Origin of the sequence: Cryptosporangium japonicum (genome assembly GCF_039524755.1) — a bacterium.
In the GTDB taxonomy this organism is placed as follows: domain Bacteria; phylum Actinomycetota; class Actinomycetes; order Mycobacteriales; family Cryptosporangiaceae; genus Cryptosporangium; species Cryptosporangium japonicum.
The window spans coordinates 131,889-155,633 of sequence record NZ_BAAAGX010000023.1 but is presented as its reverse complement, the minus strand read 5'-3'; the positions used below and the strand labels follow the sequence as shown (position 1 = coordinate 155,633).

Annotated in this window: 18 protein-coding genes and 1 pseudogene; 16 read left to right on the top strand and 3 right to left on the bottom strand. The window is 68.6% G+C overall.

Annotated elements, in window-relative coordinates:
• Positions 1-66: 66 nt before the first annotated feature.
• From ABD437_RS28560 to ABD437_RS28495, 14 genes and pseudogenes are all read left to right on the top strand, one after another.
• A pseudogene (locus tag ABD437_RS28560) lies at positions 67-255 on the top strand (type VII secretion protein EccB); the annotation flags it as partial.
• Positions 256-407: 152 nt separating this feature from the next.
• A complete protein-coding gene (locus ABD437_RS28555; protein ID WP_344652028.1) occupies positions 408-731 on the top strand; it encodes a WXG100 family type VII secretion target in 324 nt (107 codons plus the stop codon).
• A gap of 14 nt (positions 732-745) precedes the next feature.
• Positions 746-1,051, top strand: a complete 306-nt coding sequence (locus ABD437_RS28550; protein WP_344652027.1) for a WXG100 family type VII secretion target — start codon at positions 746-748, stop codon at positions 1,049-1,051.
• 107 nt (positions 1,052-1,158) lie between these two features.
• Positions 1,159-1,554: a YbaB/EbfC family nucleoid-associated protein gene (locus ABD437_RS28545; protein ID WP_344652026.1), complete on the top strand. Its 396-nt coding sequence runs from the start codon at positions 1,159-1,161 to the stop codon at positions 1,552-1,554.
• A complete protein-coding gene (locus ABD437_RS28540) occupies positions 1,551-1,922 on the top strand; it encodes a hypothetical protein (RefSeq protein ID WP_344652025.1) in 372 nt (123 codons plus the stop codon). Before ABD437_RS28545 ends, ABD437_RS28540 begins: the two co-directional genes overlap by 4 nt.
• 50 nt (positions 1,923-1,972) lie before the next feature.
• Positions 1,973-10,384 carry a toxin glutamine deamidase domain-containing protein gene (locus tag ABD437_RS28535; RefSeq protein ID WP_344652024.1) on the top strand — a complete coding sequence of 2,804 codons (8,412 nt, stop codon included), beginning with the start codon at positions 1,973-1,975 and terminating at the stop codon, positions 10,382-10,384.
• A 12-nt stretch (positions 10,385-10,396) separates the two neighbouring features.
• Positions 10,397-10,612, top strand: coding sequence for a hypothetical protein (locus ABD437_RS28530; RefSeq protein WP_344652023.1), 216 nt, complete (start codon positions 10,397-10,399; stop codon positions 10,610-10,612).
• Between the two features lie 2,281 nt (positions 10,613-12,893).
• The gene (locus ABD437_RS28525; RefSeq protein ID WP_344652022.1) at positions 12,894-14,075 is read left to right on the top strand and encodes a toxin glutamine deamidase domain-containing protein; all 1,182 of its coding nucleotides are present in this window, start codon (positions 12,894-12,896) and stop codon (positions 14,073-14,075) included.
• Positions 14,072-14,746 (top strand): YwqJ-related putative deaminase, encoded by a 675-nt coding sequence (locus ABD437_RS28520; protein ID WP_344652021.1) that lies wholly within the window; start codon positions 14,072-14,074, stop codon positions 14,744-14,746. The genes ABD437_RS28525 and ABD437_RS28520 overlap by 4 nt, the downstream gene beginning before the upstream one ends.
• Entirely contained in the window at positions 14,743-15,225 is a 483-nt protein-coding gene (locus ABD437_RS28515) for an SUKH-3 domain-containing protein (protein ID WP_344652020.1), read from the top strand. Before ABD437_RS28520 ends, ABD437_RS28515 begins: the two co-directional genes overlap by 4 nt.
• 62 nt (positions 15,226-15,287) lie before the next feature.
• Positions 15,288-15,686: a YwqJ-related putative deaminase gene (locus ABD437_RS28510; protein WP_344652019.1), complete on the top strand. Its 399-nt coding sequence runs from the start codon at positions 15,288-15,290 to the stop codon at positions 15,684-15,686.
• Positions 15,683-16,165, top strand: coding sequence for an SUKH-3 domain-containing protein (locus ABD437_RS28505; RefSeq protein WP_344652018.1), 483 nt, complete (start codon positions 15,683-15,685; stop codon positions 16,163-16,165). The genes ABD437_RS28510 and ABD437_RS28505 overlap by 4 nt, the downstream gene beginning before the upstream one ends.
• Positions 16,162-16,878 (top strand): histidine phosphatase family protein, encoded by a 717-nt coding sequence (locus ABD437_RS28500; RefSeq protein WP_344652017.1) that lies wholly within the window; start codon positions 16,162-16,164, stop codon positions 16,876-16,878. The genes ABD437_RS28505 and ABD437_RS28500 overlap by 4 nt, the downstream gene beginning before the upstream one ends.
• Positions 16,879-17,222: 344 nt before the next feature.
• Positions 17,223-17,528: a hypothetical protein gene (locus ABD437_RS28495; RefSeq protein WP_344652016.1), complete on the top strand. Its 306-nt coding sequence runs from the start codon at positions 17,223-17,225 to the stop codon at positions 17,526-17,528.
• A gap of 11 nt (positions 17,529-17,539) precedes the next feature.
• Here the strand turns inward: ABD437_RS28495 and mycP are convergent, their stop codons facing one another.
• Positions 17,540-18,853 carry a type VII secretion-associated serine protease mycosin gene (gene mycP / locus ABD437_RS28490; RefSeq protein ID WP_344652015.1) on the bottom strand — a complete coding sequence of 438 codons (1,314 nt, stop codon included), beginning with the start codon at positions 18,851-18,853 and terminating at the stop codon, positions 17,540-17,542.
• A gap of 264 nt (positions 18,854-19,117) precedes the next feature.
• On the opposite strand from mycP, the gene idi reads away from it, so the two are divergent.
• The gene (idi, locus tag ABD437_RS28485) at positions 19,118-19,699 is read left to right on the top strand and encodes an isopentenyl-diphosphate Delta-isomerase (RefSeq protein WP_344652014.1); all 582 of its coding nucleotides are present in this window, start codon (positions 19,118-19,120) and stop codon (positions 19,697-19,699) included.
• Here idi and ABD437_RS28480 read toward each other — a convergent pair.
• Positions 19,662-20,585, bottom strand: coding sequence for an alpha/beta fold hydrolase (locus ABD437_RS28480; RefSeq protein ID WP_344652013.1), 924 nt, complete (start codon positions 20,583-20,585; stop codon positions 19,662-19,664). The genes idi and ABD437_RS28480 overlap by 38 nt on opposite strands.
• 119 nt (positions 20,586-20,704) lie before the next feature.
• On the opposite strand from ABD437_RS28480, the gene ABD437_RS28475 reads away from it, so the two are divergent.
• Positions 20,705-21,691, top strand: a complete 987-nt coding sequence (locus tag ABD437_RS28475) for a WD40 repeat domain-containing protein (RefSeq protein WP_344652012.1) — start codon at positions 20,705-20,707, stop codon at positions 21,689-21,691.
• 82 nt (positions 21,692-21,773) lie between these two features.
• On the opposite strand, the gene acs is transcribed toward ABD437_RS28475, so the two are convergent.
• A complete protein-coding gene (acs, locus tag ABD437_RS28470; RefSeq protein WP_344652011.1) occupies positions 21,774-23,738 on the bottom strand; it encodes an acetate--CoA ligase in 1,965 nt (654 codons plus the stop codon).
• Between the last annotated feature and the right edge of the window lie 7 nt (positions 23,739-23,745).

Sequence of the window (23,745 nt, the reverse complement as noted above, 5' to 3'; positions counted from 1 at the left end):
CGAGAACCCCACTCTTTATGGTGATTCCACCGCGCCGGGCCGGAGCCACCGAGAGGAGAGCGTGCGATGGCCTCCAAGAAAGACCAGCTGCAGTCGTACCAGTTCCTTGTTCAGCGGTTCGTGTCCGCGCTGGTCATGCGGGAGACCGACCCAGCGCAGATGCCGTTCCGCCGTCTCGCGGGTGCAGCGTTCGCCAGTGTCATGGTTGCCGTCCTCGCTCTCGCCGGCGTCGGCATCTACGGCTTGCTCCGGCCCTAGTGGTTGACAGAAAGTTAGCGCGCCTGTCGTAGCTGTGAACCGTTTTCCACAGCCCTGCGTGTAGCTGCGGAGTGGCGGTGGATAGCCGCCTCCTGGTGCGGCCGGTTCACTACCGTCGCCGCCAGCGATCCGACGGGGTGAGGAGCAACATGCGCGCGAACACCGCCACGATGGTGAGGTCCGAGAAGGACGTTGATGACGTCGCCGACCGGCTCACCTACACGCTGACCACCTTGATGAGTGAGTTGACGCCGCTGCAGTCGGCGTGGCTCGGCCAGGGCGGCGCGTCGTTCCAGCAGGTCCGCGACCGTTTCGACCAGGACATGGGCCGTCTGAACAAGTCCTTGCGCTCGCTTGCCGAAGCGGTCGGCACGTCCGGTCGTAACTACAACGTGAGCGACCAGGAGATGAAGTCCGAGATGGATGCCGCCGGCGCCACGGCCGGCTCGATCACCGCTGCGCTGCAGCTTTGAGCCGGGGAGACGCCATGCCGTACCAATCCGACGAAATCGCGGTCAACTTCGCCTCTCTCATGAAGGCCTCGGAGGACATCCAGGGCGCCGTCAACAAGCTGAACGCCGAGTTGGACGCGCTGGAGCGGGGCGTCCAACCGTTGGTCGCCACGTGGGACGGACCAGCGAAAGCCGCTTACCTCGTCCGCAAGCGCGAGTGGGACGGCGCGTCCGCCGACCTGACACAGCTGTTGACGAGCATCAAAGGTGCCGTTGTGCGCTCGGCGGAGATCATGTCGGCGCAGGAAGCGAAGAACACGAGTCTCTTCAATCCTCACTGATATTCGACAGTCACACGTGCACTACTCAGGAAAGCGAACTGGGCCCGGAAAGATCATCCGCCTGCTTTCCTGATAGGGCGGGGCCGCGCACAGAAGGGCATCACGTCGTGGACGCACGTGGTTTACAGGCGCGGGCCGACGAATTGATGGAAGAGTTCCATCGTTTGCGCTCCGGTGTCACCGAGTTGCAGCAGCAGCTCCAAGCGATCCGAGTGGTCGTCCAGTCCGATGACCGGCTCGTCACGGCGACGGTCGGTCCTCGCGGTCAGCTCATCAAGCTCGAACTCGATCCGCGGGTTTATCGAGATCCCAACTCGCGGAAGCTCGCATCGACGATCACCGAGACCATCCAGCAAGGCTCTCGCCAGGTCGCCGATCGAACGCTCGAGTTGTGCCGGCCGTTCCTTCCGCAGCAGGACATTCGAGCGCAGCTCGACGGTGACCTGGACTCGTTCTTCACCCGCCTCGACAACGAGGTGATGGGCGGAGACGCCTTCCGATGACCGACGGCAGCACTTTCCTGCGACCGAAGCAAGCGGCGCGGGCCGCGATACAGCTCGCCACCATCGCCGACGATTTGAAGGCCAAGCTCGACGCATCGGTAGAGCGAATCAAGGCGATCCAAGCCAGAGGAACGCAGGTCTGGGGTGACGACGAGCCCGGCACCCAGTTCGTGAAGAACTACAACAAGGGCGGCGACGGAGCTGCTAGCGCCACGCTTGACGCGGCGACGCGCTATGCCGACGTCTTCACCGACGTCGGACCGATCGTCACCCAAGCCATCGACGGAACCGTCGACGTCGACATGGCAGTGGGTGAGGCGATTTCCAAGCTGACGGGCCAGCCTGGAAAACCGCCGACTGACATCTGACGAGGCCGGGCGCATTGGGGGGCGCAATGACCGGAATCGAGCAGTAGCCGATGGCCGTCTGGAAGCCGGACTTCGGCGAATACGACTACGTGTGGGACTTCATCTGTGGAGTGACCGCAGGCAACCCATGGCCGGAAGGCAACGAAGACGACCTGTGGGCCCTGGCCGAGGAATGGACTGCGGTCGCCCAAGCGCTATCCGACGCCATGCAGGACGCCGGCCCAGTCGTCAACGACCTCATGGCGGCCTGGGGAGGCGACTCCGGCTACGCGTTTCTAGGGCTGTGGGAGGTACTGGGCCAATCGTCCGAGGCCGGCCTGGGCGCGGTCGCCGAAATGGCGAGCTCGCTCGCGGACATGAGCGACCACGCCGCTCTGGAGCTGCAGTACAACAAGCTGACGACGCTGATCACGGTCATCATCACGATCATCAGTGTGTTCACGGCGCTGATCGGCGCGTTCTTCACCGGCGGCGGCTCGGCTGCCGCGATCCAGCCGATCATGACCGGCGGTCGGATCGCGGTTCAGCAGTCATTCCGGCAGTTGGTCCGCAACATCGCGCGCAAGGTCGTCGAGAAGGAGTTGCGCAAGGAACTGCTGAAGAAGGCGGTCACCCGTGAGGGCCTTCGTAAGCTCGGCAAGGAAGCGGCCGAGGAACTCGTCGAGGAAGTGCTCGAGGAGGTCGTCCTGGTCGATGGCCTGAGCCAGGCCATTCAGATGGCTGGTGGGCATCGGACCAGCTGGGATGGCTCCAAGACGGCGGCCTCGGCGATAGGGGCGACCGCGGGCGTCCCGATCGGAATGGGCGTCGCCCCCGCCGTGCGGTGGGCCAAGAACCGAGCCGGACGTCTGGTGACAGACCGCCTCTCCGACGCCACGATCGATCGCATCAACCGCGGCATCGACCGCACGAACTCGCCGACGACGAGGTTCGGTGGTCTCGGAAAGCAGTTCGCCGGGACTCCGGGTCAGGCGGTGTCCGTCGGTCTCGTCAACGCAGTGACGTCACCGACCTCGAGCTGGATCGCGAACGGAGTCGTCTACGGCAACTGGCAGTACCCGGCCGACTCGATCATGAGCTCAGCCCTCGCCGGCGCGAGCCGCGCGAACACGATCTCCCCGGCACAGCTAGCCGCCGCGTACCTGACCGGCGGCCCGACCGCCTTCCGCGAAACCCTCCTGGGCTCCCATCAAGCCGCCCTGAGCTGGGGTGTCCCCACTACGCCCGACTCCAACCTCTCTCTACCCGGGTCGAACGACTCATTGGGTCTGGGAGCTTCGTCCCATTCGCCGACGAATGCCTCTGGTTCGGTAGCCGCGCAAGTACCACTTTCGTTCGCGGGATCAAGCCCAGGTAATTCGACTGATACGAGTATCTCCGCATCGACCTCTGCTTCAACAGTGCCATCGAGTTCCATAGCGGCTGCGCTCGCGCCATTTTCCAACCTTGATCCGACTGCACCGATGCCGGCTTCCAAGGCATCTGTCGCATCGATGGCGCCAAGCTTGGTCGGCGAACCGGCGAGCCCTCTAGTGACCAAGGTCGCTACACATTCTTCAAGGGACGAGACCCCGATTGGCAGCACGCCGATGGCCAACTCGCCCGCACCTTCGGCTAACCCGTCGCATCGCCCAGTTGGCCACTTACTGGATGAGTCGCGCACTGGGGGCGCGAGCCCAGCGGCGCCTCCGGCGTCGGCGCCAACCACAGTCGAACGGGGAGCCACTGCGCAGCTGCACCAGGTCTCTCCCTCTCAGCAGACAGCGGCCACCCCCGGTCCGGAGTCCGCTGTCGGTATCGAGAAAGAGGAGGCCAGCGGGCAGCGCACCGGGCTAAGGACCAACGATGCAGATAGGTCAGCCCGTGTCAGTAGAAATCGGACCCTGGTAGGCCCCGATCGGCTGGCTGTACCCGCATCACCCGCTGGTCAGGGTATGCAACAAGGGCGGACGTCGCCCTCTCTTCCACCACCTCGCCAAACCTCCACAGCAGCGACCGGGCAGAACACTTACAGCTATCGTATTCAGGATTCGAAATTTGACCCGTCAGAAAATTTGCAAGAACGGGCCGCGCAAAAGGCGCGCGAATTGGCGGTGGTCGTGCGTAGCGAGATTGCCGACCAGCGCTGGGACGAAGCTGCTAAAGCCGATTTTGCTCCGAGGATATCGGGCTCTTTGGTTACCGCGGATGGGGTCGTCCGCACGCACACCAGCATCAAGACTGATGAGGGCGCTCCAGAGCCGACGCGCCACGAAACGATCCAGAAAATCTTGAACGAGATAAGAAACAACGAGGTCGAAAGGGTAGCGCGGAATAGATTAGCTGAGAGGGCTGGTCGCGCCGGAGACGGGTTGGGTGGATCGAGGCTTCCGCTCTGGCACGGATTCTGTGCAGAGGTAGCGTTGCTGTCGGATTTCCTATTCGATTTTGACCAAAAATACACGGGTCCAGAGCCTGGCCGACTCGATGCGCAGCTCGCTGCATTGCGAAACGCGCAGATTATCTCGATACAGATATGGTCAGACTTTCCAAACGGGGAGGATAAAGTACGGCCCCCATGCTTCACGTGCGAAAAGCTTCTTGAGCGGCTCGGGGTGGAACAGATATCGGCGGAGGATGTATCAAAACCCGCCAGAAAGAGTCATGATAAGACCCGAGCAGAGCAATCTAGACCGCCGTTAGCGCCTGGCGGTGAGCGGCCGATTGGGGAGCCGGGTGGGTTGGATGAGCCGGACCCCGTTGATCAGCGGGCGCTCGAGGACGCGGTGCCGCGTGACGGTCGCGGGCGGCCGGTGCGGTTTCCGCATCCGTTGGGTCGGTGGCTGGGACTGGTCAACGATGGAGGGCCGGCGGCCACGCCCTTCCGTGCTAACAACTGCCTTGATACTGCGTTGAGTCTGCTCGGTACCTGGCAAGGGAAGCCGCAGGTATCGGCGCCTCGGAAGGCTGAGTATTACGCCGACGACACGCCTTCGACGGCGGGTGAGACTGATGGGCGGCAGCGCGCTGAGGAGACGCTTGGGGCTGAGTTCGAGTACCAGGGGGCGTCGGCCGATGCGGCGTTTCCGGCGCTCAGTGCGCAGCTCCTCGCGGCTGGACACGGGGCCTCGGCGGTGCTTATCACCAGTGTCGCGCCTAGGCATGGTGGCGGCTCGCACGCGTGGAATGCGGTCAACCACCACGGGACTATTCATTGGATCGATGCGCAGATCGGTGCCGTTTCTACACGGCCGCTTTTTGAGTATGCGGTTGATGGGGTCTGGTCGATCGTGCTGGATCCGAGTGGGCGGGCGGTCCGGGCTGGTGACATTCCTACGGTGGTACGGGGAATGGCGTCGATCGAGGAAGACGGAAAGGCGGGGGGTGGGGCACCGGCGGCACCAACGGTGCCACTGACCTCGTTCGCGCCTGATGGGAGAGCCGACCACCTACCCGACCTTGAGCCGGCGGAGTTGTTGGCTGCGGCCGCGCTGGTGCGGCCGGAGGACTTCAAAGGGCGGCTGGTCGAGTCGGTCGACGTCGGGGAGGCCGTGACGGTTCGGCTGCGGGACGGGCGGTCGATTCGGTTCGAGGCGGCGGTCGCTTCCGGAATGGAGGATGTGGCGGCGACTGCGGTGGGACGGAACCGAAACGTTGTCACGGTTAATGTGCGGGTTGCGCCGGAGCAACTCGCGCGGGTGTGGGTACACGAAATTGCGGTGGCCCTGCAGGAGAAGGCTCCGCGTGGATTCTTCCGCAGGGCGTTGGAGCGGGTTTTGTGTCGTGGTGCGGGGGCGGACGCGTTGCTCGAGGCGCGGCTCAGTGAGCGGAGATATCTGGTTCGGGCGTTGGGTCGGGGAGGCAGCGCTGAGTTGTCTCGGGAGCTCGACGAGTTGGACCGGTATCTCTCGGATGCTGGAGTGCGGCGTTTGCCGCGGCGGCCGGTTCCAGCATTGGTTCCGGTGGCCGGAAATGATCGGGATTCTGTTGCCGCCGCGGTTTCGTCGCGGTTGGCGCAGGCGAGTTACGCCGGGTTCGGAGTCCGAGTCGGGGCGGTCGACGCGGGGTCGGATCGGGTGGTCGTGCGGCTCGATGTGGTGAACGCGGCCGGGCGGCAGGTCGGCATCGTGCATTTCTCGGTGAATCGGGATGCGTCCGGCGCGCTCTATGCGCGGCTGGAACAGCTCCGGATGAACGAGAGCGGCGCTGGTTTCGTGACGACGTTCAATTCGGCGTTGGAGTCGTGGCTGGTTGAGTCCGGGGTTTCGCGGGTCGAGGTGCGCGCCGTGGACGCGGGGGCTTTTGCGTGGGCGCGTCGGGGCTTTTATTGGGGGTCGCGGGCGTCGGCTGAGTCAGTGTTCTCGCGACTGAGCGTCGAGCGCGGTCGGGTGGCTGCGCAGGCTTCTGTGGTTCGGCGATGGCTTGCTGGGGAGTTGGTTCCGCAGGACGAGCTCGAGGCGGTGGCCGCCGATTATCGCGGCGTGGCGCCGGAGGCGGTCCTCGCGGATTTGGAGCGGCAGGTTGTTGCCGTTGATCGAATTTTGCTCCGGGCTGGGCGGGCGGAGTTCGGTTCGCCGGGATATCCGAGTCCGAATGAGGTGGCGCTGGCCGGGTGGTCAGGGGTTGGGAGTGGTTGGGCCGGGCGGCGGGCGTTGGTGGGGGCGAAGTGGGAGGGGGTGCGGTGGCTCGATGCGGCGCTTCGGCCGGATGCGCCGGCTGGGGCTGAGTCGTCGGATGTTGGGCCGGTGTTGCCGCGGCAGATGATGAAGCCGACTGCGACGGTGCCGGTGGGAACCCGGGCTGCCGCGTGGAGCGATCTCGGATTCGCCAATGTGGATGAAGTTCCCTCGGACATCCGGCTTTCGATCGAGAACGCCTTTCCCTATGTTCGGATGGTCGATCCCACTCGTATTGCGTTCACTCAGCGATCCATTAGCGAAATCACGAGCGATCGGATCGATATTGACGACCTGGTCCAGATGATCACAGCCTGGCGCGGGAAACCCCTTCACGGTGTCCAATGGGGGGACGGCTCCCTGGTGAGCATCGACAACCGGAGGCTGACCGCCGCCCGGCGGGCAGGAATTACTGCCGTTCCGTTTGTTCCCCATGCGCCTACCGAGTCGCTCCTCGACGAGAGGTGGCGTCACGACTGGCCGCGAAGGCGTCGGCGGAAGGCTGCCCTGAGCACTGAGATTCGTGAGCTTCCAGATGGAAGTTGGGTAGTGGGCGGAGACGTCGGGAAGGTGGTCTACGAGGCTGGCGCGGTGCCGCAGACCTTTGGCGAGATTGCGCTGTTCCGCGCTGCTCTCGGCCGAGACTTGCTCCCTGGGATCCTTTTTGGCTCACACACGCTGCCAGTAAGGGTTGGTTCTCCGCCCACTCGAGCGAATGCGCGCTCTGCCATTGTTCAGGTCACCAGCGATGAGATGGTTGCGGTCGAACGGGATCTAGCGAGTGTCGCAGGCCAGCTGGAACTGCGTCTAGCGCGGCGCTCGGACGAATCGGCGTTGAACCGCGACATTTCCGAGGACTACTTCGGCACCAAGCCGACCGAGATCCCTTCTACGTTCTCGCTCGAACTTCCCGGTGGAGAACAGTACGGGCGGGCTCTCGAAGATGTGGTCCAGGCGCTGAAAGACCTCGGATATGAGGCGCTGCGGGCGACGAATACGTGGGGCGAAGGGAACGCGACGCAAGGTCTCCGCATCTCGTGGCGCTCGCCTCACAGCGACAGGGTCATCGACCTTCTGCTGCCGACCGACTGGTCCGCCCGGATCGTTGAGGAAACGACGGGTTGGAGCCAGATCCTTGCTCACCCGGATGAGTCCGCAGCACGGAAGATCCACGTGATTCTGCGACGCCTCATGCTGAACGGTCGGGTAGCGCGCTCAAGGATTCCGGATCAGATCGATCCACCGCCGCGCGTACTCGCGAATGTCTGGGTGAATCAAGACGACAGCCTCGCTGCCTGGGTGGCGAAGCTTCCTGGTGTCTTCAGTGAGTATCAGCGGTGGCTCAGTCGCGAAGGGTGGCAGCTCGGGGACGTCATCGCGGAATACGGTCTAGGGGAACGGGATCTTCCGATTCCCGCCGAGGCACGCGAACGATTGGAGAGGTGGAAGCCGGATGGGCCTGACTTACTACACGCTCTACAGGAACTCCACGGCGGATCGCGAGCCGACGAGCGTGGTGATCCTGGACCCGATGACGTCGGACGCTCTGTTGTGGAACCTTCGCCAGAAGGCATGGGTCTACGACCCGGAAGCGGCGCAGCGGATTCTCTTCGAGCAGGACAACTGGGATCGCTTCCGGGAGGTGGACCGGACGGAGGCGGAGGGTTTGACTCCGGGGATCACGGGCGGGGAGATTTTGCCGGACGAGGAGACGATTCGGTGGCTCTTCCGGTGGAAGGGGGAGCCGCCGGGGCTGGATCCGCTGTAGTTCCGCCCGCTGATCCCGCTGGCGGGGCGTCGTGGTCTGGGCCGGCCGGGCCGTTTGCTCGGGAGGATCCGGCGTTCCCGCTCGACCTGACCCGCGGTTTTGGCAAGCAGCGACTGCGGCGGCTGGAAAACCGTGCGTACCAGTCGGCGGTCGACAAGGTGTTGAGCTCGGCCGACGGCATTCTGGTCGGCGCAGACCCGCGCTTTCACCCGTACGGTGCGTTGATCAACGACGGTGGTCCGACCCAGCCGGGACGTGACATCAACTGCCTGGATTGCTCGCTGGCCGCGATTTCGTCGTTCTACGGGCGTCCCGAGGTTTCGATGGCGCGCTGGCCGGACGGAACGACCATGGGGGAGCTGCGCGGGATCGAGCGGGCCATGGGATGGCTCGATGCGGACACATGGCTGCACCACGATCACCTGCCGTCGATGACGGAGCAGTTCTGGGCTTTGCACGATCACGTCGCGGAACTGGGTCCAGGATCAGCGGCGCTGGTGGTGAACGTCTGGCAGGACGCCGACGAGAACGGTCTGCTGTTCGACGCTGAGAACCGGCCACTTCACGGGGAATCGCACGCAACAGTCGTGGTCTTTCCCCTGGGTGCGGATGGCCCGGTGTGGTGGGACCCGCAAGAAGGCGCGACGTCCGATACGCCGCCGGATGATCTGGTGTCGGACACGGTCGAGTTGTCCTACATCACGGTCGAGCTGGATGGGAGGGTCAACGGTGACGGAACCGCTGGATACGAGGGAAGCGGCGCAGGCCTACCTGGATCGCGTCTTCCGTCCCGGCCTGCGGTGGAGCATGCACCGGTTCCCGCACGGGTGGGCGCTTCGGTCGATTCCGGGAACGCCGGAGGAAGCCGAGCGGGCGCGACAACCGGGCAAGGCGACGCTGGTGCTCGAGGAGAGCACCGGCCGAATCACATCGCATGGGCCCTATCCGCCCCGAGTGATCATCAACCGATATCTGGCGGCGGTAGCGGAAGGCCGGGACCCCGGAGGGGCGCAGATCTATCCGGAGCCGCCCCCGCCCGACCCGCGGGCCAACGCGGAGCGCCTGGCTCCCACCCCGTCGGACGGAACGGCAGTGCATTACTACCTGGACCATTACCAAGGCTTCGATCGTCCGGCATCGGGAGTAACGGTGCTGGTCAGCGGGGCGAAGGGGCATCGATCGGTGACTCCGACGCCTCTTCGACGGGAGTGGGAGGCCGATTCGGCCGAGTACCTGGCCCAGGACCGGTACCTCTCAATTCTCCGGCCGGTGCCCCGGGAGGAAGCGGCAGCGTTTCTCCAGGAGCGCATGGCGGTGGACCTGCCGGCCGAGACAACGTTTCTGGCCCTGTACGACCAGAGCGATTGACATCTGACCCAGAGCGGGAGGGTGCTGTGCGGGGAGCTGCGGAGGCCTATCGGTTGGGGGAGCCTGGCGAGCTTGCTGCGATCGCTTCGGCTCATGAGGTTGCTAGTCGGTGGACCGCTCCTTATTTGGTCGCGGCCGTTGATCGGGTTTTGCGGAGACTCAACCCGCTCGCCACCGGGGACGCTCGGTTCCTGTTCGTCACCGCGGACGATGTGGTGCCGTGGATCGTTGGGCGGCTCGCGCCGGACTTTGCTCGTCGGCATGCGTTGTGGGTGCAGTGGCCGCCTACGCCTAGTGGATGGCGGCACCTGAACGCACAGCATCCGTCGATGCTGGTTACCGATGATCCCGCGACGCTTTCGGAGGCGCACCAGTTGTTGTCGCCGTCTGCGCCGGGGAGTCGGGTGGTCTCGCGGTTGCACGGTCCGGTGCCGGATGCCAGTGCGATGACTCGGGCGCAGCGGATGGCGGCGCGGGACGCGGTGACGGCGGTGGTGCGGATGGCGATGCGTGCCGGGCCGGAAACGGGACGGACCGCGGTCTACGCCGCGGCCAACGAGCTCGACCGGCGGGTCGCCGAGTTCGACCTCCGGAGCGCGGTGCCGGCCAGGGCCGGGGGGCACGGGTCGCGCAGCGATGAGCAGCTGCTGGCGGAGTGGTTGCAGCACTGAGAGGAGTCAGCCGTGGAACCGCCGCACCCCGACGTCGTCGAGCGCTTGTCTGCGCTCGCGCGCCTGCATCACGAGTGGACGCTCGAGCACGCCGGAGCCGAGGCGCAGCCGAACGACGCCCCCGACTACCTCGTCCACCACGTCGACATCGACCCGCCGCCCGGTGCCGAGAACAAGTTCGTGCGACGCGCCCGTGAGATCGAAGGGAGTGGCGACCACGTGGGGTAGCCTCGCCGCTACGAAAAAATAGGCCCTCATAACTGGATATTGCTGCCCCGCGCGTCACGATGACCGGACGCAGCGGATGCCACACGCGTACCGTGTGCACGTGGAATCCTCCGCCGTCGACGGTCGCGTGACCGAACAGGGCAGTGATCCCGACGTCGAGCGTCTCGGTGCTCCGGAGGAAGACCCGGGTGCTACCCGGTGGTCAGCGGGGCCTGCGCTCCCGGCCAGCACGGCTGAACCGTCCTTACCGGAGGGTCCGGCGTCGCCGACCAGCATGCCGCGTGCGTTGCTGCTCGTCCGTGGAGAACGTGACGGGCGCGGGCAGCGGTCGCGGTGGACCCGGTCGGATTTCCGCTTGGCTGCGGATCCGGACGTGGAAGCCGGCCCGCCTCTGCTGCAGAACACGCCTGCGTTGCAGGACACGACTGCGCGGATGATTGCCGATCGGCGGCGACGGTTTGTTGACGACCCTACGCAGCCGTACCGAATGCCCGATCCGGCGGATTTTGAGCCGGGGCCTACGCCGCCGGAGTTGCTCACCCCGCCGGAGTTCGTGAGCGCGCCGTTCGCGGAGGTCGCGCCGGCGGTGGAGTCTGCGCCTGGGTCGGAGTCTGCGCCTGCATCGGGGGTTGCGCCTACGTCGGAGGTTGCGCCTACGTCGGAGGTTGCGCCTACGTCGGAGGCTGCGCCTGCGTCGGAGGCTGCGCCTCCGGAAAAGCCGTTGAAGGGTCCGTCGCGGGTCCCGCTTGCCCAGGCGTTTTCGGTTGATGCGGACGAAGGGCAGGGTGCCGACGACGCGTCGGCGGAGGTGCCGGCGCCGCGGACCGTGGAGCGGGCGCCGTCTTCGGCGGCGATTCCGGCGGCCGCGCCGACCACGTTGCTCCCGATCTTGTCGGATGAGTTCCTGTCCGCGTCGATGATTCCGCGGCCTGCGCAGCCGTCCGAGCCCAAGACCTCGCCGACCGGCCCCGCTTCGATTGGCACGGATCGGCCCGGCTCTGCTTCGAGCGGCTCCGCTTCGAGCGGCTCCGCTTCGAGCGGCTCCGCTTCGAGCGGCTCCGCTTCGAGCGGCTCCGCTTCGAGTGCTCCCGCTTTGGATGGCGCGGAATCGGGTGGGCTCGGCTCGAGCAGTTCTGGTCCGCGCGGGCCTGGGTCGGGCGGCCGGGGCTCGGGCGCTTCTGCCCTGGATCGCGCGGTTTCGGGCGGCCCCGGTCGGAGTGCCTCTGCTTCGAATGCCTCTGCTTCGGCTGCACCTGATTCGAGTCGCCCCAGCTCAGAGGGCTCCCGCTCGGGACGCCGCTCGCGCTCGAGTGGAGCTGAGGCTGCGCCTTCGTTGAAGTCCGGGACCAAGACGGAGCCGGTGGCATCGGGCAGCCGGGTGGACGGCTCGCGGCGGAGGTCGGGCGCAGCGGCGCCGGAGCGTTCGGGCGCCGCTGAGTCGTCGGTGCGGGAACTGGGTGGTCGGAGGCGAGCCGGCCCGTCGCCGCGTACTCCGATTGCGCCCGTTCTGCCGGGTGGCCCCCCGACCAGCTCGCTGGCTCGTGCTTTCGCGCCGGACACACCAGAAGACACCTCGGCCCCGGGCGACCCGACCTCGAGCGACTCCGCAGCCCCGAGCGTCCCCAGGCAAGGCACCCGCCGCAGCTCCGCCACGAGCACCCCAACGCCGGACCGCGCCGAGTCGAACGCCCCAACCACAACAAAACCCCCAGCGACCGCCCCCGCCCACGCAGCCACGTCCGCGCCAGCCCTCCGGCCCGCCCCCACGCCGAGCGCCCCCACGCCGAGCGCTCCCACGCCGAGCGCTCCCACGCCGAGCGCTCCCACGCCGAGCGCTCCCACGCCGAGCGCTCCCACGCGGAGCGCTCCCACGCGGACCGCCCCCACGTCGACTGCCGCAGCGACCGCTCCGGCGTCGACTCCCCGGGCGACCATCCCTGCCCAGGACGTCGCGAAGACCGCGCCCGCTGTTGGCACCTCAAATCCCAGCGCCCCGAACACCGGCCTCGCAGCGACTACCCGCGTAACCGCCAGCCCCACCGAACCACCCACAAACCCCGCTGATCACGACCCTCTCTTCGCGCTCCTTCAACCCACCCCTACCGCCACCACCCTCGAACGGGACCCCTTCGGGGGGCAGCGTGACTACCGGCAGGCCGTCGCTGACCGGCTTCCGCGCGCCATCCGGCTCCTCATGCCGCCTCCCGTCCCACCCCCGGACACCCTTCCGCGCACTCAAGCGCTCGAATCCGGGCGTCGCCGGTCCGACGTCGAGCTCCAAGTGCAGGCCCACCGATCCGGGCGGGACGCGATCGCGGCGGAGGATCGGGCCGCTGAGCTGAGTCGTCAGGCCGCCCAGGCGCGCGACCAGGCCTACGAGGCTCGCGCGACCTGGCAGTGGACCGCCCATCGGCGCACGACGCTCGCCGAGGAGCTGCAGCAGATCACCGCCGAGGCCAACACGGTCGCCGGTGAGCAGCAGAAACTGTCGCAGCAGGCGCAGGGCGCCATGCGTGACATCGCGGCTTGGGACGCGTGGCTCGCGCAGCAGCCGGACGAGAACGCCGACCAGGTCGGGCAACTGCGTGAGTGGCTCGACCGCGCCGAGCAGCGGTTCCGGCAGCTCGGCGCCCACCTGCAGACCCTGGCCGACGAGCGGGACGCCCGGGTCGCCGAGTCGGTCGAGCTGGCCACTCGGCAGCAGGCGCTCGTCGAGGCGTACCAGCGGCTCGGCAGCGACGCCCAGCGCATGGACCGGGAGGCCGCCGGGTGCGCCGCCGAGGCGATCAGGTCGCGGCTGGATTGCCGGGAGCAGCTGATCGACCTGGTCGGGTTGCGTCCGGAGCTCTGCCGCTGGGTCAACGGGGCCGCGGTGGCGCTGGTAGGCGACTACGAGATCCCGCCCGGCCACCGGCGGCCGTTGCAGGCCGAGCACAACGCGCTCGAACAGGCGCTCCCGGGAGGCAAGGCGCCCGAACCGACCGCGGCGTGGCTCTCGCGGCTCAACGGCGTCGGAATGCGTGCCGACCAGAGCCGGGCCCAGAACTGCGTCGACGCGACGCTGGCGTTCTTCGACACCTACGTCCGCGGGCGTCCGCGCGTCGCCGTGCCGCGGATCGTCGACGCGCACCGGAGCGGAACCACGCGCTTGCCGCTGCGCGGTGAACCGGCCGGACGCGAGCGGCTGGAGAAGGCGCTCGACGGTCGCCTGGAAACCTGGTTCCAGCAGTCGGAGTCGCCGGCCACCGCGCAGGAGGCGTTCGACCGGGTCGCCGCGGAACTCCGCCGGAAGGGCCACGGTGCTTTCGCCGCGCTCGTCATCGGCTGGGTGGACGGCACCGCGCGCGCGTCGGCCGCGGTGAACCACCAGGACACGATCCGGTGGGTGGATCCCCAGCTCGGCCTGGTCTCCGACCAGCCCGTGCCGGCGGAGTGGGTCCGGTCCCTGGAAGTCCTGCTGTGATCACCAGTCACGAGGCACGCCGGATCGCGGCCCGCTGGATCGCGGAGAGCAACCCCGATCTCTCCCCGAAGCTCTACGAGTTCGACGCCGGCTTCGTCGTCTGGGGAGTCACGGACGAGCCGCAGCTGGGCGCCGGACGAGGGGTCATCGATCGGGAGACCGGCGAGCTGTCGGTGTGGCCGGCGATGCCGGTCGAGGTCGTCGCTCAGCAGTACCGCGCCACCCGCAAGAGCTCGCAGCTCGCGCAGGTGCGCCGGGACCTGAACCGGGTCGGCACCCCGGCCACGATCACGTACCTGCTGCTCGACGGCCCGCCGGTCACCGCGCGCAGCGTCAAGGGCGACACCCCGCCGGAGCACCACCCGCTGGTGCGTGACGCGCTCCAGCGACTCCCGCTGGAGTTCCGGGAACGTGGTTACGAGCGCTGCTCGGAGATCTTCGCGCTGTCCGCCGCGCTCTTCGCCGAGGACGCCAGGCGCCCTCAGCCGGCCACCCTGGACGAGGCCCGCAAGCGGGTGTTCCGGGGCGCGGAACTGGTGACCTACCGGGTCCGTGAGCCCGCCGACCCGCAGGACGCGGTGCCGGGCCCGCCGTGCCTGTCGTGTCTCGCGATGATGGCCTACTTCGGGTTCGACGTAGCGCCGCCGGAAGACTTCTGGAGCGACGAGTGAGCCGGTTCCCCACCGACGTCGAGGCCGTTCTGCGCGCCAGCGGCTGGGACGAGGGCCGTCAGGTGCCGGAGTCGAGCGCCGAGGCGATACGGATCGTGTGTGCCCAGCCGGGTGCCGACGGTTCGCAGCACGTTCCGTTTCCCGCGGCGGAGGCGGCCCTCGCCGAGTTCGGCGGCATCTTCGTCCGCCAGGACGAACCCGGCCTCCAGCTCCGTCGCCGCCCGTTCGCGCTCGACCCGACGATGGCGGCCGCGACCGCGGCGACGCTCGCGGACCTCGGCCGGCTGCTCGGCGTCCAACTGTTTCCCCTCGGGGTGGAGGGTGACGGCGACGCGGTGCTCGCGATCGACGAGCAGGGGCGTGTCTTCGCGGTCGACCACGCCGGCGAGTGGTTCCTCGGCCCGACGCTGGACGCGGCGCTGACGACGCTGATCACCGGTCTCGAACCGCCACGCGTCACCGACGACGGCACGTGGTGAGGGCGCACTCGACGACAACTCCGCTCGGCCGGGGCGAAGAACCGGACGGTAGGGTCCACCGCATGCCCGCGCCCGCTGCACCACGTCCGCTGCCGATGACCGCGGGTGCGCTGATCGTCGGCGGGACGGTGCATTCGCACACCTCGATGCGTGGTGACGTCGCGCCGAACCTGCACCCGCTGGTGGCGCGCCTGCTCGACGAGCTCCCGGCCGAGAAGCGGGAGCGGTACGCCGGGTGGTGCGCGGAGGTCGCGCTGATCTCCGACCGGCTGCACGACGCCGACAAGAACGCCGGGCGTCCGATCACCGTCGAGGAAGCCAGAGCAGCGCTGTCCGGCGGCCAGATCCACATCTCGCGCATCCGCGAGGACGGCGACCCCACCCACGGCCAGTTCCAGCCACCGTGCCGGTCGTGCACGGTGCTGCTCGACGAGTTCGGCATCACGACGGTGAGCGCATGACACGTTTTCCCGACCAGGTCGAGACCGTGCTGCGTGCCTCCGGGTGGGCGCCGGACCGCAAGGACGTCCAGCGTGCCCGCCACTGGGGGCTCACGCTCAGCGCCTGGGCGTCCCCGGCCGGGCACCAGCACACGTTCTCACCGAAGGCGTCGGTGGCGCTCGCGGAGTTCGGCGGCCTCACCGTGCACCAGGACGGCCCCGGCGTCGACGTCGCCCGCACCACGTTCACGCTCGACCCCGAGTTGGCGCTGCACACCTGGCTCACGCTGCGTGGCCTCGGTGCGGCGCTCGACGTCGGGTTGTTCCCGCTCGGCGTCGAGGACGACGGCGTCTCCATCCTCGCGATCGACACCACCGGCCGCGTGTTCGCGCTCGACCACACTGCGGAGTGGCTGCTCGGCCGCACGATCGAGGAAGCACTCACCACGTTGGTCCTCGGCCGCAAACCCCGGCGTGTCCGCGCGGACGGATCCGTATGAGCATCCCCGGTTTTCCCGCGCCCGCGGTCGACGTCGCCGAGCTGACCGTCGTCCGGCACGGCCAGAGCCGGTCGAACGAACTTCTGATCGCGGCCAACCAGGCCGGCATCGCCGACGTCACCGGGCTGCCAGCGCGCGACGCCGACGTGCCGCTCTCGGCCCGCGGCCAGCGCGAAGCCGCCGCGGTCGGGCGCTGGGCGGCGTCGCTCGACAACCCGCCCGACTTGGTCATCGCGTCGCCGTACCTGCGGGCCCAGCACACCGCGCAGGCCGCCGTCGACGCGCTCACCGCCGTCGGCCGCGCACCCGAGTTCCGTCTCGACGACCGGGTCCGCGACCGCGAGATCGGTGTCCTCACGCTGCTGACCGAGGCCCGGCTCCGCGCCGACCACCCCGAAGAGGTGGCCCGCCGCGAGGCCACCGGCTTCCTCTACTACCGTCCGCCCGGCGGCGAGGCCCACACCGACATGGCGATCCGCCTCCGCAGCTTCCTCACCGACCTGGGGGAGGCCGCCGCCGGACGGCGCGTGCTCGTCGTCGCCCACGACTCGGTCGTGGTGATGCTCCGTTACGTGATCGAAGGGCTCGTCGAAGCGGACGTGGCCGCGATCGCCGCCTCCGGTGGCATCAGGAACGCATCGGTGACCCGGTGGGAACGGCGCGGGTGGAGCCTCCGGCTGACCACCTTCAATTCGGTGGCCCATCTCGACTGAGTCGCGACGACGTGCGCCTGTCACGTCAGCTAACTGTTTTCGCAGGTGAGCGGGGTCGCGCGAACCTCGCATTTAGGTACTCTGCCGGTATGGCATTACCGGTGGCCCGAACTCGGGACGAAGCTCATCTCTACATGGATATGCGCCCGTGTCCCGCCTGTGGCAAAAGCGACGTCCAATGGGACAGTGCCCTGACGTCCGACGAAGGGGCTCCGGCTCGGCGTTACAGCGGCTCCTGCCCTGGGTGCCGGGCTCCGCGCGAGTTCGTTTTCCGTCTGCCCGAGCGGCCGCTGCTCCCCGGTCCGGGCGACGTCGTTCTGTTCGGCGGTGACGACCCGTCGGAGTTGCTCGACGCCGGCGAATGGCTCTACGTGGCCGACGTCTGTGCGCAGGCCGCGGCCGGTGGCCCGGGCCGTGAACCGGGCCCGGTGCTGAGCGCCGAGGCCCGCGAGTCGCTGATCGTCGCGGTCGCGGCCATGGACGAGGTGCTCAAGTTCATCCCGCCCGACAAGGACGAGGTGCCGCGCGCCGGGTTCTGGTCGGACCGCGGGCGCACGCTACGGCAGTCCGAACCGGGTCGCTTCCGGCGTCCTCGGCTGCAGACGGTCCGGGGTGCCTACCGGGACGCGCTCGCGCGGGCCGCGAGCTGAGTGCTCGCCGTCTACCAGGGCGGCGGACGGTGATCGTCCGGAGGAATGTCCCATCCCTTCCGGCGGGTCCTCGGTGGTTGACGGACGAGGACGAGGCCGACCGTGCCCAGTGCCAGCATCAGCACGGCGGCGATCGCACCGCCGAACAGGAGCGTTCGTGTCCGGAGACTGTCGATCCGGCTGGCCAGCACGGGCTGTGCCGACGGGGACTCCGCGGTCGTGGCCGGCCCGGGTGCCGTCACCGCCGACTGATCGGACGACGGGACGCCTGGCGCCGGTGTCGCTGACGGTGCGCTGCCGCCCTGGTTGGACGCATGACTGGTCAGCAGGGGATTCCTGCTGACCGACGGCACCTCCTCGGTGAGGGCGCCGACCGGATCGACGGTGCCGTACCCGTACTGGCCGTCCCGCCCGGCCGGCCCCTTGTCGTCGGCGGTGCGGATCAGCCGGTTCACGACGTTGGCCGCGGACATGCCCGGGTAACGCGACCGGATCAGGGCAGCGGTGGCGCTCACCATCGGCGCGCCGAAGCTCGTGCCCTGCACTTTCCAGTAGCCGTGGTCGAGGCCGGCCGCGGTGAGCTCGGTGGCCGGTGCGGACAGCACGGTCTCCGGCCCCTGCAGCGAACCGGTCCAGAACGTGCCGGTACGCACCAGGCCGGAGACGGCGACGACGCCGGGCTCACGCGCGGGGTGCCAGACCTTGGCGCCGCGGTCGTTGGAGAGGTTGCCGTCGCACGCGACGACGACGACGTCCTTCGAGAACGCGTAGGCGAGCGCGTCGGTCAGCACCTTGGCGGTGTCGGCGCTGCCCAGCGACAGGTTGATCACGTCGGCGCCGCGGTCGACGGCCCAGCGCACGGCCTTCGCGATCGTCGCGGCGGAGTCGTACTCGTTGCGCGGGTCGAGCACGCGGATCGGCAGGATCTTCGCCCGGTGCGCGAGCCCGACGACGCCGTTCGTGTCGTTCAGCCCGGCGATGAACGCGGCCACCGCGGTGCCGTGCCCGACGACGTCGGTGCGCCCGTCGGTGGAGCCGTCGACGAAGTCGGTGCCGGGCAGCACCTGGCCGACCAGGTCGGGGTGGGTGGCGTCGACACCGGAGTCGATGACCGCGACCGTCACGTCCTTGCCGGTGGAGTACCGCCAGGCCGCCTGGGCGTCGAGGAACGAGAGCTGCCACTGCTGGGCGCGGACCGTGTCGGCGGCGGCCGGCGCGGCCGGTGCCCCGACCCCGACCAGCACGAGGACGGCCAGGAACGACGCCAGCGTGGTGCGGGCACGCCGGAGGAAGGGCCGTGGCCCGATGTCCCGGTCGTGGACCAAAGCGCGTCTCCGCAGTTCACTGTCGTGGCGTCGATTGACACGGTACGGCGAAACAACACCCCGTGCCCCGTCGGTCCCGAGAGGCGCACTCATCTCTTCCCGGGCAGACTGGAGAGCGGAATGTGTGCAGCGCCGTGGATGGAAGAGGCTTTCGTGGGGTTCGCCGACACAGACAGGGCCGAATCGGGCGGGTCCCAGGTCCTGGGGTGTGAGGAACGGCACAGTACCAACGGGCCGGCCGCCGACGGGATTCAAGCCGATCCGGTGGTCGACGACGAGCTGATCGTCCTGCTCAGCGACGACGGACGGCCGATCGGAACAGCTCCCAAGCTGGCGAGTCATCATCGGGAGACACCGCTGCACGCGGCGTTCTCGAGTTACGTGTTCGACCGCGATGGTCGCTTCCTGCTGACCCGGCGCGCCCTCTCGAAAAAGACCTGGCCCGGCGTCTGGACCAACTCGTGCTGCGGACATCCGGCGCCGGGTGAGGACGCGGTGTCGGCGGTACGGCGCCGGCTGCACCACGAGCTCGGCCTGTCGGTCACGGCCGAGGAGATCGTGCCGCTGCTGCCCGACTTCCGCTACCGCGCCGAGCTGGACGGCGTCGTCGAGAACGAGATCTGCCCGGTCTTCGGCCTCCGCGTCGACGCCGAGCCGGTGCCCAACCCGGACGAGGTCGAGGAGTACCGCTGGGTCGACTGGCCGACGTTCGTCACCGAGGGCCTGGCCGGGCGGTCCGAGGTGGGCCTGTCGCCGTGGGCGTTGCTCCAGCTCGCCGAGCTCGAGGACCACCCGGTGGTGGCCGCGCTCAGGAAGCCTTCGCCCAGCGGAGAAGCTCCTCGGTGACGAGGTCCGGCTGCTCGGCCTGCGGGAAGTGGCCGACGCCGTCGAGCACCTGCCACTCGTACCCACCGGTGACGTAGCGGCTGGAACCCTCGGCGGTGCGGGGGAGCAGGTAGGTGTCGTCGGCGCCGTGCAGCTGCAGCGTCGGCGCGGTGACGTCGGCCTGCATGAGCTTGGCGTAGCGCCACCCGGCCGGCCGGGTGAGCGACCGGAGCGACCAGCGGTAGTACTCCATCGCGCAGAACGCGGCCTGCGGGATCTGGATCGCGGTGCGGCACGCCCGGGTGTACTCCGCGTAGTCGTCGGTCTCGCGCCACCGCGGGCCGGCCCACTTCGCGAACAGGTTCTCGACGTAGGCGGCGTCGTTCGCGGTGACGCGGTGCTCGTAGCGGGGCGTCTGGAACGTGAACAACGTTCGGCTCGCGGCGAGCTGGCCGCGGGGGTCACCCGCGATCGCCGCGCGCAGCCGGAGCGGGTGCGGCGAACCGATCACCACCATCCGCCGCACCTGGCGCGGGTGGAACGTGGCGGTGGCCCAGGCGAGCGCACCGCCCCAGTCGTGGCCCACCAGCATCGCGTCCCGTTCGCCGAGCGCGCGGATCAGCCCGCTGACGTCGCTGGCCAGCGTGAACCCGTCGTAGCCGCGCGGCGGCTTGTCGCTGGCGCCGTAACCGCGCAGGTCGACGGCGACCACGCGGTAGCCGGCCTCGGCCAGTGGTTCGAGCTGGTGTCTCCAGGTCCACCAGTACTCGGGGAAGCCGTGCAGGAGCAGGACCAGTGGGCCCGTTCCGACCTCCACGACGTGAAATCTGCTGCCGTTGGCACTGACGAAGCGGTGACTCCACGGTCCGTCATGGAGAACGACCACGTCGTCCGGCGGGTTGGCCATGACGGCCAGCGTAGAGCGCCCGGCGCCCGGCGCGGATCTTCCCATCGTTCGCGTGCATGTTTATTGCGCTAACGCGGCTGACAGACGCTACCTTCGACGCCGGGGAGAGGAAGGTATCCGTGATCGACGTGTACGCGCCAGCTGAGGTCCCCCGGTGCCCCGACTGGACGATGTCGTGGGACGCCGACCCGCCGGGAAGGGCCGCGTTCGCCGTGGACGACGGCGAGCAGACTCTGCTGCTGGCCGCCGACGGGCGACGAATCCGCATGGTGGGGGCCGAGCGCCTGGACGACCCGGGACAGCTGTCGCCGGACGGCACGAGGCTCGCCCTCGTCGTCGACCGGCCGGTACCCACGGTTTCCGTGCTGGATCTGCGTGACGGCAGCCGACGGGGGTTCCCGGCTACCGTGCGTGGCGCCGAAGTGCTGTCCTGGCTGCCGAGCGGGCGGCGGCTGCTCTACGGCAACGACGAAGGCATGTACCTGCTCGACCTGGAGACCGGTCGCAGTGACGCCTACGACCTGTCCGGCGAGGAGCCGCGCGAGGTCGCGGTCGCGCCCGAGGGTGCCCGGATCGCGGTCGACGTCGGCGCGTACGTGCGTATCGCCCCGCTGGCCGGCGGGCCGCCGGTTCGGGTCCCGCTGCCCGAGGACGCCGCCCTCGGTGCCCACGGGTGGTCACCCGACGGGCGGCTGCTCGCGGTCGGGCGCGAGATCACGCCGTCACGCGAGCAGCGGGGAGGGTTCGACCTGGTCGTCACCGCGCTCGACACCGAGCGCGGGTTCCGGCCGGCGGCTCAGGTCAGCGTCGTCGGAGTGGTCGCTGGTGCGTTCGTCGGGTGGCGCTCGATGAACTCGATCCTGCTGCTCGAGCGCCGCTTCGATGAGCCGTTCCGGCTGGTCGTGCGGGGGCTCGACGGCTCGGAGATCGAGACGCTGGCGCATCTGCACGGCTCGGTGTGGGAGGTTCGTGCCGCGGCCGGGCTGCTCGAGGTGGTGCGCACCAACACCGACGGCGAGCCGGTGGACCTCGGCGTTCCGCCGCGCTGGCAGCGCATGACCGGTGCGATGAGGAAGAGTTTCCGTAAAGACCGCACTGCGCAATAGCGACGAGGGTTCGCCGAATGGCGTAATCCTGGGAAACGGAAGCGGCCCCGGCCTGAGCCGGGCCCGCTGACCTGCGGTAGCGCTAGTCTTCCTTGCCGCCGGTGAGGCCGGCGCTGATCAGGTTCATCACCGTCGGGTCGGCGAGCGTGGTGACGTCACCCAGCGAGCGGTTCTCGGCGACGTCACGCAGCAGGCGGCGCATGATCTTGCCGGACCGGGTCTTGGGCAGCTCGGGCACGACCAGGATCTGACGCGGCTTCGCGATCGGGCCGATCTCCCGGGCGACGTGCTGGCGCAGCTCGGCCGCCGTGTCGGTGCCCTCCTCGGCTTCGCCACGCAGGATGACGAACGCGACGATGCCCTGCCCGGTGGTCGGGTCGGTGGCGCCCACCACCGCCGCCTCGGCCACCGACGGGTGGCTGACCAGCGCCGACTCGACCTCGGTGGTGGAGATGCGGTGCCCGGACACGTTCATGACGTCGTCGACGCGGCCGAGCAGCCAGAGGTCGCCGTCGTCGTCCTTCTTCGCCCCGTCGCCGGCGAAGTAGTAGCCCTGGTCGGAGTAGCGCGACCAGTACGTGTCCTTGAAGCGCTCGTCGTCGCCCCAGATGCCGCGCAGCATCGACGGCCACGGCTCGGTGAGCACCAGGTACCCGCCGCCACCGTCGGGCACCGGCTTGCCGCTCTCGTCGACGACGTCGGCCGAGATGCCGGGGAGGGCTTTCTGCGCGCTTCCCGGCTTCGTCGACGTGACGCCGGGCAGCGGGGAGACCATGATCGCGCCGGTCTCGGTCTGCCACCAGGTGTCGACGATCGGCGCGTTGTCGCCGCCGATGTGGTGGCGGTACCAGATCCACGCCTCGGGGTTGATCGGCTCGCCCACCGAACCCAGCAGACGCAGGGTCGACAGGTCGAACTTCGCCGGGATGTCCGCGCCCCACTTCATGAACGTGCGGATCGTCGTGGGCGCGGTGTACAGGATCGTCACCTTGTACTTCTGGATGATCTCCCAGAAGCGGCCCTGGTGCGGGGTGTCCGGAGTGCCCTCGTACATCACCTGCGTGACGCCGTTGCTCAGCGGCCCGTAGACGATGTAGCTGTGGCCGGTGACCCAGCCGATGTCGGCCGCGCACCAGTAGATGTCGGTCTCCGGCTTGAGGTCGAAGACCGCGTGGTGGGTGTACGACGCCTGGGTGAGGTAGCCGCCGCTCGTGTGCAGGATGCCCTTCGGCTTCGCCGTCGTACCCGAGGTGTAAAGAATGAACAGGGGGTTCTCGGCGTCGAACGTCGAGTGCTCGTGGGTCTCCGGCTGGCGGTCGACGACGTCGTGCCACCAGAGGTCGCGGCCCTCGGTCCAGGGCACGTCCTCGCCGGTGCGCCGGACGACCAGCACCTTCTCGACGCCGGTACCGGCGATCGCCTCGTCGGCCGCGGGCTTGAGCGCGGACGGCTTGCCGCGCCGGTAGCCGCCGTCGGCGGTGATGACGATCTTGGCCTGGGCGTCGTCGATCCGGTTGCGGAGGCTGTCGGCGGAGAACCCGCCGAACACCACGCTGTGCGCCGCACCCAGCCGGGCGCAGGCGAGCATCGAGACCGCGGCCTCCGGGATCATCGGCATGTAGATCATGACCCGGTCGCCGGTGCGGACACCGAGCTCGTGCAGCGCGTTCGCGGCCTTGGAGACCTCTTTTTGCAGGTCGCTGTAGGTGATCGTGCGGGTGTCGCCCGGCTCGCCCTCCCAGTGGATCGCGACCCGGTCACCGTTGCCGGCCTCGACGTGCCGGTCGACGCAGTTGTAGGCGACGTTCAGCTTCCCGCCGACGAACCACTTGGCGAACGGGGCGTTCCACTCCAGGGCGGTGTGCCAGGGCTCGGACCAGTCGAGCCGCTTGGCCGCTTCCTCCCAGAACGTGATGCGGTCGTTCTGGGCTTTCTCGTACGCGTCGGCTTTGACGTTGGCCTGCTCGGCGAACTCGGCCGACGGCGGGAACGTGCGCTCCTCCCGGAGCAGATTCGAGAGGGTGGCCTCTGTGGGTTCATCGGTCATGTGCGGG

Excerpts from the sequence above, each read along its gene's own strand:
- ABD437_RS28505 (WP_344652018.1), top strand. The coding sequence starts at position 15,683 with ATGACACGTTTTCCCGACCAGGTCGAGACCGTGCTGCGTGCCTCCGGG.
- ABD437_RS28550 (WP_344652027.1), top strand. The coding sequence starts at position 746 with ATGCCGTACCAATCCGACGAAATCGCGGTCAACTTCGCCTCTCTCATG.
- ABD437_RS28535 (WP_344652024.1), top strand. The coding sequence starts at position 1,973 with ATGGCCGTCTGGAAGCCGGACTTCGGCGAATACGACTACGTGTGGGAC.
- acs (WP_344652011.1), bottom strand. The coding sequence starts at position 23,738 with ATGACCGATGAACCCACAGAGGCCACCCTCTCGAATCTGCTCCGGGAG.
- ABD437_RS28555 (WP_344652028.1), top strand. The coding sequence starts at position 408 with ATGCGCGCGAACACCGCCACGATGGTGAGGTCCGAGAAGGACGTTGAT.
- ABD437_RS28510 (WP_344652019.1), top strand. The coding sequence starts at position 15,288 with ATGCCCGCGCCCGCTGCACCACGTCCGCTGCCGATGACCGCGGGTGCG.
- ABD437_RS28500 (WP_344652017.1), top strand. The coding sequence starts at position 16,162 with ATGAGCATCCCCGGTTTTCCCGCGCCCGCGGTCGACGTCGCCGAGCTG.
- ABD437_RS28480 (WP_344652013.1), bottom strand. The coding sequence starts at position 20,585 with ATGGCCAACCCGCCGGACGACGTGGTCGTTCTCCATGACGGACCGTGG.
- ABD437_RS28540 (WP_344652025.1), top strand. The coding sequence starts at position 1,551 with ATGACCGACGGCAGCACTTTCCTGCGACCGAAGCAAGCGGCGCGGGCC.